We start from the raw sequence: 16,311 nt of genomic DNA, 5'->3' as shown, positions 1-16,311 counted from the left end.
TGACAGGTGTTAATTGCGTACTTTAACTATTCCATCCATCTTTTGGTGTCTGTGGCTCGTAAGCGCTACTTTTGGCTTTTTTAATGCCGCTCATGCTCAAACGTTTTCATTTGATAATCTCACCAAAGCCGACGGCTTAACGCAAAATACCATCACCGACATCATCGAAGATAAGCGCGGCTTTATGTGGTTTGCCACTGCAAACGGCTTGAGCCGTTTCGACGGCTATGAATTTGTCAATTATCAACACAACCCAAATGACGTTAAATCATTACCTCATGATTTTATGAGAACCATGTTAATAGATCAGGACGGGGCACTGTGGATCGGCACGCAAAACGGTCTGGCGCGCTACAATCCTTTATCGGATGATTTCACTCGTTATAACCAACAAAATAGCAGTTTAAATAACAATATTATAAATACCCTAAGTCTCACCAATACTGGAAAATTGCTAGTCGCTAACGAATCGACTCTTTACACGTATTCTAAACAGACAAATGATTTCACCCCAGTAGAGGTATCCTCGGAACGACTGCCTGCAGAAATTAAAGCTATACTTGTCGAAGATACTTTTAGCATCATTGGTAGCTACGGACACGGCATTTATCTACTAGAGAATGAGTCAAATACACTCTATAACTTAAACGCTCAAAACCCACTTAACATCACTATTCCTGCTCAATATTTATTTGATGTAAAGCATTTCGGAAACAGTTATTGGTTTGCGACCGAGCTTGGCGCCTATATGTGGGATAAAGAAACTCAAGAGCTACTGCATTTCAACGGGAACAGCTCGCCAAGCCTTCTTGGAAACGAAGTACGCAGCATCCAACAAGGCAATGATGGAGATATCTGGCTCGGTACATCAGCTGGTCTAACAATTGTAAGTAAGACAAAGGATACTACTAAGCATATTTCACCAGATAGTGGCTTAGCCAAGCTCCCCTCACAAAGCGATGCTGGTATATTCCTACTCAGTATGTTTCGTGATAGTAACGATACCTTATGGCTTGGTTCACATACCGGAGGGGTGTATCGATACAATCAAGACTCAGCACTTTTTCGTCATTATGTCTCAACTGCGTCAAATACGAATACATTGGCTGGCGATGTAGTGTGGTCAATAAAGCTAGATAGTAAGGGGTTGGTGTGGCTTGCAACTCAGGCTGGCGGCATATCCGAGTTTAACACTGATACGGAGCGATTTACGTCCTGGCTTGAAGACTTTGAGTACAGTATTTGGGACATGACTATCGACGAAAAAGATCGCCTTTGGTTAGCAACAAGTGGAGGAATATACATTTATGAGAAAGCCGATAATGGCGAATTAAGCCTCTTGAAAACCCTATCTAAAGGTAACTTTTATTATAGGGTTTTGTACTCTAAAAATAAGATTTGGCTAAAGTCCCTTGATAATAAATTACGATGGATAGATACAAGTGATTTTAGCGCCCACACCATACAACTAGGCAATAAAACATTTAAGACATTAGATCCAGTATTCATAGATAGCGAAGAGCGGTTATGGTTAAGAGGAAACAATGAACTCCTGCTCTTTGACATGAAAACGCAAAAACTTGATCAGCTGTCGAACGATCCGCTACTTACCAGCAACAATTTTAGCGCCGTGGTTGAAACAGACGAGCAGTTTTGGTTAGCGTCTCTTGAGTTCGGGCTTATTGTTTTGGATAAGCAAACTTTCCAAGTTACGCAAAAAATAAATGTCAGTTCTGGGTTATCTGATAATCAAATAGTACAAGCTTTGAAAGTAGACGATAGTATTTGGCTAACTACCATGGCAGGCGGAATCGAAGAAGTTTCTATTTCATCTGCTCAGGTCATCCAACAAATAACGCCTGAGAGACTCAATTTTAACGATTTCAATGAAGGCGCTGGACTCGTCACTTCAGATAGGAAAATTTTATTTGGCGGCTCACAAGGTTTTAACCTGTTCGATCATGACCAAATAACTCAGAACAGACCGCCCTCAAGCAGCAACCTTGCTAATAGCAATATTTCAATTCCCCCAATCATTACTCACCTAGGATTATTCAATAGAAAAATCGACGTTCATAGTGTAGGCAGCCCGTTACGAAAGCCCATTTATCTTACCGATGAACTTACACTTTCTAACAGCTCAAATCACGTTAGCTTAACCTTTGGGCAACTTAATCCGCTAGATGCTAAAGGGTATTCTTATCGTTATAAGTTAGGTGGTTATTCTAATAAATGGCTGGATGCAGATAAGCGTACGCGAGAAGCGACTTTTACAAACTTAGACTTTGGCCGATATCAATTTGAGGTTCAAAGCCGGCATAACATGGACCCATGGTCTAAGTCCCGAAAGTTGACAGTCAACATCGAGCCACCGCTATGGTTACATCGCAATGCCCTCATTTTTTACTGCATATTAGTGTTGTTCAGCATATTGGCGGTGGTTAAGCAATATCGCTCTAAGCGTGTGGCACGCTTGGCAATAACCGAAAGTGAAGAGCGTTTAAAACTGACACTATGGAGCAGCGGTGACGAATTATGGGATTGGGATATATATCAAGGTCAAGTGTTCCGCTCAAATACGTGGGGGATCATGGACTTTCCTCAAGATGATATTCGCGTTAACAGTGCCTACCAAGCCAATATCCACCAGAACGATCTAAAGCGGGTTCAGGATGCGCTTAACGAGCACCTACAAGATAAAACCGAGCATTTTGAAGTCACATACCGAGCAAGCACCTTTAAAGGTGAATGGTTGTGGGTGCTTGACCGAGGCAAGGTTGTTAGCCGTGATAACAATAATCAACCTGTTCGGATGACGGGTACATTTAAAAATATTAGCCACCTGAAAGAAGCTGAAGAGCAACTAAAGCTTTTCAAACGCTCCATTGAAACCATTTCAGACGGCGTATTTATTGCAGATACCAGCTTTAGATACATTTCTGTCAACAAGGCATATTGTAAATACACTGGCGAAACGCGAGAGCAAGCATTAGCAAGTTATCTCACTTTCCATCAATATCCTGGGGCTTTTACCGAAGAAGTAAAAAAATCCCTTCGTCAGAAAGGCAATTGGAACGGAGAGGTCGAATCAAGACGAATAAATGGTGAGAAGTATGAGATGGAATTGAACATCGATGCCATCAATGATGAGGACGGCCGCATTAGCCATTACGTAGGTGTATTTTCTGATATTACACCTAGAAAAAGCACCGAAAAAGAATTGCTTAAGTTAGCCAATACTGATCCCCTTACCGACTTACCAAACCGCTCTTTCTTTCAAGCGAGCCATAATAATATTGTGCGCCGTGGCACCCAGCATGCGTTGGTATGTTTAGACATGGACAACTTTAAGAAAATTAACGACTCATTAGGTCATCAGACCGGCGACTTATTGATTAAACAAATAGCACGGCGTTTGCAGAAATTAGCCGGTAAAAGTGCAACGTGCTACCGCCTTGGAGGCGACGAATTTAGTATACTGCTCGACAAAGACACTGACGTGCACAGTGTGACGCATTTCACCCAATCCATTTTAGATGACTTGGCCCGCCCTTTTTTAATCAATCATCAAGAATTTGTGCTGGGTGCCAGTATTGGGATCGCGTTTTATCCTGAAGACGGTAGTTCACCACAGGAATTATTGAAAAATGCGGATACTGCTATGTATTTCGCCAAGAACGCTGGCGGTAACAAATATCAATTTTTCAGCGGTGAAATGAATCAAAATGCAGTGCGCCAATTACAAATAGAGAATTTGATACGCCACGGCTTAAAGGAAGATTTATTTAACGTTTATTATCAGCCTAAGATTGACATCGCTACCGGCAAATTGGTTAGTATGGAAGCCTTAGTGCGCTTTGAACATCCAGAGAAGGGCATTGTGAGCCCGGCTCAGTTCATCCCGTTGTCAGAGCAAACTGGACAAGTCATCGATATTGGTGAAGTGGTATTACGAAAAGCTTGTGAAGACACCAAACGTTGGGTTAAAGCGGGGATTTTCACCGGTCGCGTGGCGGTTAATATATCAGCGCGTCAATTTGAATTACCGGATTTAGATGAGAAAATCGAGAGCATTTTGCAAAAAGCAGATCTTTCGCCATTGCATCTAGAGTGTGAAATTACCGAAGGCACATTGATGCAAGACCCTGACAATGCTCTGCGCATGATGACTCGTTTGCGTGAAAGAGGCATACATTTAGCCCTTGATGACTTCGGTACGGGCTACTCTTCTCTGGCCTATCTAAAACGATTCCCGCTTAACACCCTTAAAATAGACAAAGCCTTTATTGACGACATTGCCACCAGCAGCGTTGACCGGCACATGACTGCCGCTATTATCACCATAGCGCACAATCTTGGCCTCAAAGTTGTTGCCGAGGGTGTAGAGCTCGAAGAACAGATGTCAATATTACGTCGCTATGAATGTGAAATGCTACAAGGCTATCTTTATAGCAAGCCTCTGAGCTCTTCACGCTTCGAACGGTTACTAAAAGAAAATCACCAGCTAAACAAATTATTGCAAGGTAGCTAAGGGTACCCCTTAGCTTTTTTCAGCCACTAGCGTTGCCTAGTTTTCATCACCAAAAAATTGAAACGCTATCGTTAACAACCCCATACTACATGGCTTGGGGAGAATTCTATTTGATTCATCTTCTCCTTGTTCGCTAAAAATTATGAATCTTGATCTATATAATGATCGCAAAGTATTGCGATACGGTTTTTGAAAGTATCTTTACCTTCTCGCGTATAGATAACCTCCCCGCTACATAATTTCATCGTGTATTAATTCTACCTTGAGCACATTGGCACACAATAAGCATTAATACTTTCGACTGACAAATAATAGTCAGCAAAACGTCAATAATAAAAATATAAAGAGGAATATCCAATGTTAAAAGCTTATGCAATTGCTCTAGCCCTTACTACCGCTGCTCCTGTTGCTACACAATCTGTTGAAAGCGCTAAAGCTCCTGAAGCGACAAAAACAATAACTTCAACGGTAGAAAATAAAGCAATAAGAGTAGGTTCAGTAAGATTCTAAATGACTAAATACTAATTGAATTTTATTATTCAGTAGAAAAAAAGAGAGAGGAACTCTCTTTTTTTATGCCTGTAATTTAAGGTTGGTATGACGAGTCGGAACACTCCGAGTTAACTAATTGGTTATTTTGTAAAAATAAGGCATAAAAAAACCGAGCTGGTCTGCTCGGCTTTCAAAGGCTAGTTAAAATACACATTAGCTATTTTGGGTAAAACGTATCCTTACTTTCTGCCATGTCTAAAAGGCGCTTAGCAGGCGCAAACTTGTCACCGAACTGCTGCTGATAATGCGTTAATCGTTCCACAACGTGGTTAATGCCTAAGGTATCCATGTATCTAAACGGGCCGCCTAAGAATGGTGGAAAGCCGATACCAAATATCGCACCTATGTCACCGTCTCTAGGATTACGCACAACACCTTCGTCAAGACATATAGCGGCCTCATTAAGCATGAGTAACACACAACGTTCGGCAATAGTATGCTCGCTCAAGCGGCTATTAGGCGTAATGCCAAGTAGATCATAAACGCTTTCATCGACTTCTTTGCCAGGCTTTTTACCCTCATAGTTATAAAAACCACGCTTGTTCTTCTTACCTTTTCGATCGTCCGCCAATAATTTGTCAAAACCTGGCGCTGACTGGAATCGCTCACCGAACTCAGCAACCAAAATTGGTCCTATTTTAGTGCCAACATCAATACCAACTTCATCTAAAAGTTTGATGGGTCCCACAGGGAAACCGAATTTGACTAACGCCTTATCTATCTGCTCAATGGGCTCACCAGCCAATAGAATTTCAGCAGATTCATTCATATATGGCGCTAAAATTCGATTAACATAAAAACCTGCGCCGTCTTTTACAACGATCGGGGTTTTACCTTGCTTCTTCGCTAGCTCAACCGTAGTGGATATTGTTTGGTCAGAGGTGGCTTCATGCGCAATAACTTCTGCCAAGGGCATCTTATCTACCGGTGAAAAATAATGTAAACCAATAACATTTTCAGGGCGCTTCGCCTTAGCGGCAATTTGACCTATAGGGATAGAAGATGTATTCGAAGCAAAAATCGTATGCTCTGAGCAATGCTCTTCCACATCCGCAACCATATTTTGTTTCAACGCTAAATCTTCGAAAACCGCTTCAATCACCACATCGGTGTTATCAAACCCAACATAATCAACAGAGCCTGTTAGCCGTGATAACTGAGATTGCATTTCTGAGTGCAGCATAAACTTGCGCTTCACTTTTTTGTTCAAAATATCGTAGGAATATTTCATCGCATGCGCGATGCCATCGCTGCGGATATCTTTGATTCGAGCCGGAAGTTTAGCTTTGGTTGCCGTCACAAACGCAATGCCACCGCCCATCAACCCACCGCCTAACACGCCGATTTTCTTCAGTGTTTTAGGCGCTACTCCTTCCACGCCATTTTCTTTTTTCATTTCGGTGGTCGCGAAAAACAAACTACGTAGAGCAGCTGATTCAGACGTCATAACTAGATGACCAAAATGCTTAGCTTCCACAGCAAAACCTTGGGTTCTTCCCTTCTCTAATCCCGTTTCGATGCAATCAATAATGCGCTCAGGTGAGGGATAATTCCCCATTGTTTTAGCCTGAGTTTGTTTGCGAGCTTGTTTAAACATGAGTTTTCGGCCCATAGGGGTACGTTCAAGAAACTGCCCCATTGCATCAAGCTTTACTGGTTTTCTATTCGGTTTAGGTTTTTTCGCCATTTCAATCGCGACTTCAAGCAAAATAGAACGCGGCACCATATCGTCAACGATACCGTATTTTTTGGCTTGTTTTGCTCGTACTGAGGCCCCTGTGAGAATCATTTTCATTGCTTGTTGAACGCTAATTAACCGCGGGAGTCTTTGCGTGCCACCACTACCGGGTAAAAGACCAAGCTGTACTTCAGGTAAGCCCAGCTGCGTCTTATTGTCGTCACTACATACTCGCATGTGACACGCCAACGCCAGTTCAAGCCCGCCTCCCAAAGCAGGGCCGTGGATCGCAGCGACAAATGGCACTGCCATATCCTCGATACGTTGGAATACCGCTTGTCCGCCTTTTCCAATCGCTTCAGCTTCTTCTGCACTTTTACATCCTGCGAGCATAGAGATATCAGCACCGGCCACAAACGAGTTATCTTTACCACTGATCACTACCACGCCTTTAATAGCGCTATCACTTTGAATTTGGTCAAGCATGTCACCGACTTGCTCACCAAACTCCACTTTGAGCGTATTCATGGTTTCCCCTGGCACATCCATACTCAAAATCGCGATGCCATCATCACGCTTGGTTAAGGTAAACGCGCTAGGGGCAAGTTGTTGGGTACTATTTTCAGTTGTCATCTTTTCGCCCTTATTCTGTTTCAACGATCATTGCTGCGGCCAGACCGCCAGCGGCGCAAGCGGTGAGTAATCCACTGCCGCCTCCACGTCGATTTAATTCATTTAACATTTGGGTGATCATACGTGTGCCCGTCGCTGCAAATGGATGCCCATAGGCAAGTGAACTTCCCATAACATTAAATTTAGCCATATCAATTTCGCCTGTGGCTTTACTACGACCGAGCTTTTCTTGGGCAAATTTATCACTAGCAAACATTTTGATATTCGCCAATGTTTGCGCCGCAAACGCTTCGTGCATTTCAATTAAGGTTAGGTCGTTTAATGTCATACCCGCCCTATCTAACGCCATAGGCGTGGCATACGATGGTCCCATTAACATATCTTCCCACACGTCGATTGCGGCAAACGCATAACTCTTAATGTAACCAAGAGGGGTGTAACCCAGTGCTTTTGCACGGCTTTCTGTCATCATCAACACGGCTGAAGCACCATCAGTCAATGGAGTAGCGTTCGCCGCGGTGACAGTACCGTGCTTCTTATCAAACACAGGGCGAAGTTTGGCGTAGCCTTCTAATTTTGAATCAAAGCGGATGTTGTTGTCTTTTTCAAATGCGCTTTTGTAAGGCGCAGGGTAAGCGGTCATCACTTCGCCAGCTAATTTACCTTCATTCCAGCTCTGCGCTGCTAAAGAATGCGAACGGTGTGCGAGCTTATCTTGGTCTGCCCGACTAATACTATGACTCTTGGCCATTTGCTCAGCAGTTTGTCCCATGGACAACCCAGTTGAATACTCTGCAACTGCAGGTGGAACCGGTAACAAATCTTTTAGACCTAGCTTTTTAAGAACATTGAATTTTTGGCCTAAGGTTTTGGTTTTTTGCAGATCTGTCAAAGCCCGTGCTAGGTTTTTGGAAACGCCAATGGGAGACACAGACGTAGAATCAGCGCCCCCGGCAATGCCGACACTGATATTGCCCAGCATCATCGATTCCGCAATATTCACCGTAGACTGGAAGCTCGTCGCACACGCCCTAGATACGCTGTAAGCGTCGGTATGCACACTCATGCCTGTACCAAGCACTATTTCACGTGCAATATTAGGGGCTTCTGGCATCTGCACGACTTGACCATAGACCAATTGCTCGATAAGTAGCGGGTCCACATTGTGCTTAACCAACATCTCATTCACTACCATTTTGCCTAAATCAACAGCAGGAACGCCGTGAAAATTCGTCGCCATTTTAGCGAATGGTGTTCGTAGTCCCGCTACAATAGCGATGCGCTCTCCATCTCGAGTCGTAACTGTTTGCTTTGCCGTCATGATTTGCCCTTAATGTTGAGTCAAAAACCAAGTGGTCTGACCTGTAATTTTAATCGATTGTACAGGGAGAATAGAAATTTTGAAAGTCCAAGTAATATTGCGTCAATTTTGTACATTTACAATAGTCCTTAAGGTGATGAATAACACGCGCCATGGCACCCCATGCGGTCAGGCGACGTTGAATAAGGCAGCGTCAGGGTGTTACGCCCATTAGTTACGCTATTTAACAATGTATACAATAGCTTATACCGTTAAATCGGATTGGTTTTCATCGAAAAGATGTTATTTGTAACATTGTTTTTCACCAATGGAACCCTATATACACAGCATTGTCTGTTATACAGTTTATTTTCCCGTACACCTTTGTACGCCAATCAACCAAGGAATAATAAGAACGCATGCCTTCAGTTCAATTCTCACAACTACAAGCGTATTTAGACTCACAAGTTATTGGTCAAACAACCTTGACGCAAAATATTCTCGTGGCGTTACTTGCTGACGGCCATCTATTGGTTGAAGGTCCTCCCGGATTGGCAAAGACCCGCGCCGTTAACTCATTGGCAAACGGTGTTGAGGGTGACTTTCACCGTGTTCAGTTTACCCCAGATTTACTGCCCGCTGATTTAACAGGTACAGATATATATCGACCAGAAACAGGCAAATTTGATTTTCAAAAAGGCCCACTTTTTCATAATTTGGTCCTTGCCGATGAAATAAACCGCGCGCCCGCCAAGGTGCAGTCGGCGCTGCTAGAAGCAATGGCGGAAAGGCAAATTACTGTAGGTAACAAAACCTATCCGTTGCCTGCGTTATTCTTAGTGATGGCAACTCAAAATCCTATTGAGCAGGAAGGCACCTACCCCTTACCTGAAGCACAACTAGACCGGTTTTTAATGCATTTAGAAATTGATTACCCTGGGGCAGAAACAGAGTTAGCGGTGTTAAAGCTCACGCGCAATGAATCATTAAATAGTGCCCCGGTTATGCCACCCAACTTGACGCAAGAAGACATATTCAAGGCACGCAAATCGGTACTGGAAATCCATTTAGATGAATCCTTAGAGCGCTACTTAGTAGAATTGATTATCGCCACTCGTCAACCGCAAAAATACAGCGAACAACTAGCGAGTTGGATCGAATTTGGTGCGAGCCCAAGAGCCACGATTGCTCTAGACAAATGCGCTCGGGCTCACGCTTGGTTAATGGGCAGAGATTTTGTAGGACCAGATAACATTCACGCGGTATTTCATAATGTACTGCGCCACCGGTTGTTACTCAGTTACGAGGCAGAAGCGGAAGGTGTTAGCAGCAATCAAGTGCTTGATAGCATATTGCAACTTGTCCCTGTTCCTTAAGGACACTGGATATGCAAACGATACAGGACATACCTCAGTGGCTGGCCAGCCATCATAGCGATGGCGTTAATCTGAGTATAAAAGAACTGCTTTATTATCGCACCAAAGCGAGTCTGTTGAATTTAAGCTTAGGACGCCCCGCACAAGCCAAGCTAGCCGGGGGTTACCTCGCGAAGACGAAAGGCCGCGGTATGGAGTTTGATGAAGCTCGTCATTACCAGCCTGGTGATGATATTCGAGCAATCGATTGGCGAGTCACTGCGCGCACGGGTAAAACCCACACAAAAATATACCGCGAAGAGAAAGAGCGTCCTGTTTTTGTGTTAGCGGACTTATCAAGCTCAATGCACTTTGGTACCCAATTACTGTTTAAATCTGTACAGGTCGCACACTTAACCGCATTAATCGCATGGGCGGCTCATAAACGAGGGGATCGAATAGGCGGGTTGGTATACAACCAAACACAGCACAAGGAATTTAAACCGTTTTCTAGGCAGAAAGCCGTACTTTCTTTATTGAATGGTATGGTCAATTTGCATCATCCCCAATCACTTCCCTCTAAACATGATGAAGAGCAAGTGACCTTCTCTGATGCGTGTGCCCGACTTAGGCGTTTAGCACATCCGGGGAGTTTGGTCTTTATATTGAGTGATTTTGCCAACTTAACGGATTCGGCTCAACAGCACATATCCCAGTTAAGCCGGCACTGTGAGGTAACCGCTTATCCTATCAGCGATCCTTTTGAACACGCATTGCCCCAAAGTAAATTCCAACAAATGCTTAACTTAACTGATGGACAAAACGAGCAACAAATACTCATCGGTGAACAGCGCATCGCAACGCAATACCAAAGTCAACACGAACAGCGATTTAACGCGATCAATACGCGTTTGAAAAAATGCCGAGCCAATGTAGTACCGATAAGTTGCGCACAATCTCTAGAGCGACAGTTAGCAAAACGTAGTAGTGAAACAGACGTATGAATCCGTTAGACCAATTAAAAGACATCCACATTCCCTCTCAAATAAGCCCTTGGCCGCCGGCCTATGGTTGGTGGTTAGTCGCCTTTATTATCCTTTTAGTTCTCATTGTGCTCATCACCGCATGGGTGAAACACCGACAATATAACGCCGCACGACGCCATGCACTGAATGAACTGACTTCAATCACAAGCAATCAATCTGATTGGCCAATTCGTATGAATACTTTGCTCAAGCGTACTTGCATGCATTATTTACCGAGTGAGCAACATGCAAATTTGCACTCTCAGCGCTGGCAAGCTTATCTCTGTGAGCAGTTGCCGTCGTCTCAACAAGGTTCCTTTAACGCGGCCTTTTCAGCATTGCAAACACAACTCTACCGCCCAGCTACCGCAGACAGTACGCAATTTACTGCTATTCAGGCCCAAGTCGGCGTATGGCTAAAGTACGCCAAATTAAAAGATGTTAGTGAGTCTTCTTCAACAGGAGCCGCACATGTTTGAGTTTGCATGGTGGTGGATGTGGTTCGCTTTACCGTTACCCATATTGGTTTACTTGTTGCCCGCAAAGGCACAAGTGCAATCTGCTGCTTTGAGGGTACCTCACCTGCCCCAAGGGATCCAAAACGTCTCTAAGCCACCCACAAGTAGAAAGGCATTTTTGATAATTGCCACCATAGGCTGGGTTGCCCTAGTAAGTGCAAGTGCCCGCCCTCAATGGTTAGGCGAGCCCATTAGTATTCCCGCAGAAGGCCGCGACCTGATGATTGCGGTTGATTTATCTGGCAGTATGAAAATTGACGATATGCAAGTTAACGGCCGTCAAGTCGATCGCTTGCAAATGATAAAGTCAGTATTACGTGACTTCATTCAACGTCGCATAGGTGACCGATTAGGGCTTATTTTCTTTGCTGACACAGCCTACTTGCAAGCACCCTTGACTTACGATCGTGAGACAGTGTCACAGTTATTAAACGAGTCACTCATTGGCTTGGTAGGAGAACAAACCGCTATCGGGGATGCCATTGGTTTAGCCATCAAGCGCTTCAAGAGCAAAGAAGAGTCAAACAAAGTATTGATCCTGTTAACTGACGGGCAAAATACCGCGGGTAACATTACGCCGGAACAAGCCAATGAACTAGCCATTAACAACGGCGTCACATTATACACAATAGGCGTCGGTGCCGACCAAATGTTAGTACAAAGTATCTTTGGCAGTCGCCAAGTCAATCCCTCACAAGAGTTAGATGAAGGCATGTTAACCACCCTTGCAGAATCCACTGGGGGCCGCTACTTTCGTGCAAGAGATGCCCAAAGCCTAACGGAAATTTATAGCAAGCTAGACGAATTAGAGCCCATCGCTAGAGAAAGTCGACAAATGCGCCCGCTGCAGGCACTTTATTTCTACCCCTTAGGCTTGGCGCTACTTATTTCCTTATTACTGGCCCTTAAACCGCTTGTTTCCAGCTGGTTGTTTAATCTTAAAAACGCTAGAACATCTAAAGAAAGGAGCCAGATTGATGTTTGATTTTACCCTAGCGGATTTTCATTTTTTGCGCCCTTTGTGGTTATTAGCCATTATTCCTTTGTTTTTACTCATTGCGCTGTTGAAACGCATGAACCAACAACGCTCAGGGTGGCAATCTGTTTTACCTTCACACCTGTACCAACACCTTGTCGCGAATAATGGGGTTAAATCTTCGAAACCGCCTTTATACGTATTAGTCGTCGCTTGGACCTTAGCCTGCTTAGCCCTCGCGGGACCAACGTGGCAGCGCTTGCCTCAGCCGGTATATCAGTTAAACAGCGGAAAAGTCGTGGTACTGGATATGTCATTATCAATGCGAGCAACAGATGTCACGCCGAACCGTCTAACTCGTGCTAAGTACAAGGCTATTGATTTAGTCAAGGCCATCGCCGAAGGTGAAACCGGCCTCGTTGCTTATGCTGGTGATGCCTTCACTATTAGCCCGCTAAGTTCAGATGGGCAGAATTTAACCGCTTTGATCCCCAGCCTGTCGCCCGAAATTATGCCCGTTGCCGGTAGCGAGCCGTTTTTAGGCTTGGAATCAGCGATCGCGCTATTACGCAATGCTGGTTACCAGCAAGGTGAAATATTTTGGATAACCGATGGCATTGAAAATACGCAAGTCGCTGAGGTGAGTAAATTGCTTGAGGATTCACCTTATCGCCTTTCCATATTGTCGATTGGTACACCCGATGGAGCTCCTATTCAATTGGTTAATGGTGACTTTTTAAAAGACAATAGTGGCGCTGTAGTCGTGCCTCGATTACGGGCAAGTAACCTGCAAACCCTCGCACGCAAAGGGGGGGGCAGGTATATTGCGATGCGCACAGATGATAGCGATATCGACTACCTTAAAAACCAAACTGTGCTCTCGTCACAAGAAGACAAGCCTGGCGAAACCGATGACAAGTTTGGTGATAAGTGGCAAGAGATGGGCCCTTATCTGTTAATACTGTTATTACCCCTAGCCGCGTATGGCTTTCGTCGCGGGTTACTAAGCATATTTGCAGTTTTCATGTTATTGCCCGGGTATACACCGCCCGCCAGTGCAACTTGGTGGGATGACATGTGGCAAACCGCAGATCAGCAAGGTCAACACGCCTTTAAAACTGAGAATTACGAAGAAGCAGCTAAACACTTTGACGACCCTATGTGGCGAGGAACAGCTGCCTACAAAGCGCAAGACTACGCTGCTGCACTTGATGCATTTCGCGCAGCAAGTGGCGCGCAAGCCCGTTACAACGAGGGAAATACTCTTGCCCAGCTAGGTGAAATTGATGAGGCCATTAAAGCTTACGATAAAGCACTGGCGGTTGATCCCGCTCACGAGGATGCAAAAGCAAACAAGGCATTGCTCGAACAGCAAAAGCAACAGGACCAGCAACAAGACCAGCAAAATCAAGAACAGCAGGAAAATGCTGAACAACAACAGCAAGACGAAAACCAGCAAGGTGACAACAACCAATCTGGCGATCAACAAGAGGGCCAAGATGCCGATAACAGCCCTGAGCAATCTTCACAGGAAAACCCACAGCAATCGCAAACGAATAATGACACGCAACAAGGTGATAGCGAGCCATCCACTTCTGAGGAACAACCTGAGCCTAACGAGCAAGATAGCGAAAACAACAGTCAGCAAGACGGTGCACAGTCTTCTCAACAAGAGGAGCGAGAGCAGTCCCAAGATGAGCAATCATCTCAACCTGCCTCTATGGATGAAAATGAGCAAGCAGAGGAACAAGATGCGTCTCAGCAGCAGGCTGCTTCCATGGGCGCACAAGCACCACAAGAGCTTACTGACGAACAGAAAGAACAAATGCAACGCATGCAAACATTGCTCAACCGCGTTCCTGACGATCCAGCATTTTTATTAAAACGAAAAATGCAGATAGAAAATCAAAAGCGAAGACAACAACGTACACCGACTCAACGACAAAGGAACTGGTAGCAAAATGCAGTTATTTATCCGTTATTTATCTCGTTCATGTTTATTCCTCTGGGCCTTAAGCACATTTGCTCTTGCGCAAATAGATGAGCTGTCAGCCACGGTCGATAAAAACCCCGTACTCGCTGATGAATCGATAACCCTAAGTGTGGTTGCCTCGGGCGATGCATCTCGCGAGGCATTCGATCCTAGCCCATTGAACGCAGATTTTATCGTAGGCAGAACCTCTGTTAGCTCGCAAACCCAAATGATAAACTTTGACACAACCCGCACCACCATTTGGACCACCGTTCTTATTCCACGCAAGCCAGGGCGCTTTGTCATTCCAGCATTTACCATAGAAGGCAAAAGCTCAGCACCCATTAATATGATGGTTTTACCGGTATCGGCTCGTCAAAGTACAGAAGGTCGAGATGTGTATGTCACAACGTCAGTAGACACAGATGAAACCTACCTACAGCAACAAATCCGTTATACCGTAAAGTTGTTTCTTGCCAGAGACCTGCAGCGAGGTAGCTTATCGGCTCCTACGTTGGCCGACGGAGAAATTCGACAAATCGGTAAAGATGCAGAATACAACGACATCGTCGATGGAAAACGCTATCGGGTGATTGAACGCACCTTTGCGGTTATTCCACAAAAGAGCGGTACCTTTACCATCCAAGGCCCGATGTTTGAAGGCGAAGTAGTTCAGGATAGGCAACAAAGCTTTGGTTTCTTCAGCCGCAGTAAAACCATTAATCGTGTGGGGCCAGCACAAGAAATAACCGTGAAACCCATTCCGGCTAATTTTTCTGGTACCTGGTTGCCGAGTGATTATGTTGAGCTACACGAAGAGTGGCAACCTGATGCATCCAAATTCACGGTCGGTGAGCCAATCACCCGCACTTTGACTCTTACCGCTGTAGGTGTTGATGAAGCGCAGCTGCCAAGTATCAATAGTCAATATCCCAGCGGCGTGAAGGTTTACCCTAACCAACCAAATACCACCACTGTTGAAAAAGACGATACGCTCATCGCCCAGCGCACTGAAACCATCGCGATCATTCCCAGTCAAGCGGGTGAATTCACGCTAGATGAAGTGAGCATTCCTTGGTTTAATATTGTCAGCGGACAAGTAGAATACGCCAAGCTGCCCAAACGCATCATTACGGTCGTTGCAGGCGCTAATGATACGTCAGCCTCCAACATTCCACCTGCAGCTGCTGGCAAAAACGAACAGTTTCCCCCTACTGTGCAAACTGCAGAACAGGCCCCTCAGCAGGACAGCCAACACAGCGTTGAACAATCAGCCTCAAGGGTTAGCCAAACAACCAATCTCTGGTTCTGGCTCAGCTGCACATTAATAACCTTGTGGGTAACCACACTTATTGGCTGGGCGGCGCACGTTCGTCGCTTAACAACCAAAGCAAACCTGTTTAGTAGAGCCAATAATGGCGCAGCGAATAAGACGAATCCTTCTGAGAAGCAAGCGTGGAAATCGTTGCAAGCAGCTATCAGCAAGCAAGATACGCAGGCAATTATTCAGGCATTAACGTTATGGCTAAATACGTTAACGGGAAGTAATGGTAAATCAATCAATACATTACAAAACGAATTTAGCAACGCCTCACTAGATAATGCGATAAGTACATTATATGCCTCTAAATTTGGCGCCGAGGACAAACAATGGAACAAGGAAGAAATTGTCTCAATACTTAGCTTAATTCGACAGCAAGCAAGCGCTCATCACAGCAACGAAAAATTAGCCCCACTTTATTAGCTGATGAATAGGTAACAGCTTTGATGA

At 44.7% G+C, this 16,311-nt stretch carries 10 protein-coding genes; 8 read left to right on the top strand and 2 right to left on the bottom strand.

Annotated elements, in window-relative coordinates:
* The first annotated feature begins 13 nt into the window (after window positions 1-13).
* A complete protein-coding gene (locus tag AC0L6N_RS06305) occupies window positions 14-4,531 on the top strand; it encodes an EAL domain-containing protein (RefSeq protein WP_473479921.1) in 4,518 nt (1,505 codons plus the stop codon).
* A gap of 357 nt (window positions 4,532-4,888) precedes the next feature.
* Window positions 4,889-5,041 (top strand): hypothetical protein, encoded by a 153-nt coding sequence (locus AC0L6N_RS06300; RefSeq protein WP_191917753.1) that lies wholly within the window; start codon window positions 4,889-4,891, stop codon window positions 5,039-5,041.
* A 199-nt stretch (window positions 5,042-5,240) separates the two neighbouring features.
* Here AC0L6N_RS06300 and fadJ read toward each other — a convergent pair whose 3' ends face one another.
* On the bottom strand, window positions 5,241-7,394 hold the full coding sequence (fadJ, locus tag AC0L6N_RS06295) for a fatty acid oxidation complex subunit alpha FadJ (protein WP_473479919.1): 2,154 nt from the start codon (window positions 7,392-7,394) through the stop codon (window positions 5,241-5,243).
* 10 nt (window positions 7,395-7,404) lie between these two features.
* Window positions 7,405-8,715: an acetyl-CoA C-acyltransferase FadI gene (gene fadI / locus AC0L6N_RS06290; protein ID WP_006994137.1), complete on the bottom strand. Its 1,311-nt coding sequence runs from the start codon at window positions 8,713-8,715 to the stop codon at window positions 7,405-7,407.
* Between the two features lie 398 nt (window positions 8,716-9,113).
* On the opposite strand from fadI, the gene AC0L6N_RS06285 reads away from it, so the two are divergent.
* Genes AC0L6N_RS06285 through AC0L6N_RS06260 form a run of 6 tightly spaced genes read left to right on the top strand, consistent with a single transcriptional unit; the run spans window position 9,114 to window position 16,284 of the window.
* Window positions 9,114-10,070 (top strand): AAA family ATPase, encoded by a 957-nt coding sequence (locus AC0L6N_RS06285; RefSeq protein WP_011574490.1) that lies wholly within the window; start codon window positions 9,114-9,116, stop codon window positions 10,068-10,070.
* A gap of 11 nt (window positions 10,071-10,081) precedes the next feature.
* Window positions 10,082-11,053, top strand: a complete 972-nt coding sequence (locus AC0L6N_RS06280) for a DUF58 domain-containing protein (protein WP_473479917.1) — start codon at window positions 10,082-10,084, stop codon at window positions 11,051-11,053.
* Window positions 11,050-11,553, top strand: coding sequence for a DUF4381 domain-containing protein (locus tag AC0L6N_RS06275; RefSeq protein ID WP_473479915.1), 504 nt, complete (start codon window positions 11,050-11,052; stop codon window positions 11,551-11,553). The genes AC0L6N_RS06280 and AC0L6N_RS06275 overlap by 4 nt, the downstream gene beginning before the upstream one ends.
* Window positions 11,546-12,577 (top strand): vWA domain-containing protein, encoded by a 1,032-nt coding sequence (locus AC0L6N_RS06270; RefSeq protein ID WP_473479913.1) that lies wholly within the window; start codon window positions 11,546-11,548, stop codon window positions 12,575-12,577. The genes AC0L6N_RS06275 and AC0L6N_RS06270 overlap by 8 nt, the downstream gene beginning before the upstream one ends.
* On the top strand, window positions 12,570-14,525 hold the full coding sequence (locus AC0L6N_RS06265; protein ID WP_473479911.1) for a VWA domain-containing protein: 1,956 nt from the start codon (window positions 12,570-12,572) through the stop codon (window positions 14,523-14,525). The genes AC0L6N_RS06270 and AC0L6N_RS06265 overlap by 8 nt, the downstream gene beginning before the upstream one ends.
* 4 nt (window positions 14,526-14,529) lie before the next feature.
* Window positions 14,530-16,284, top strand: coding sequence for a BatD family protein (locus AC0L6N_RS06260; RefSeq protein WP_473479909.1), 1,755 nt, complete (start codon window positions 14,530-14,532; stop codon window positions 16,282-16,284).
* Window positions 16,285-16,311: the final 27 nt, after the last annotated feature.

This window comes from Paraglaciecola sp. G1-13, assembly GCF_055809255.1.
This window is presented reverse-complemented; position numbering and strand designations above follow the sequence as displayed.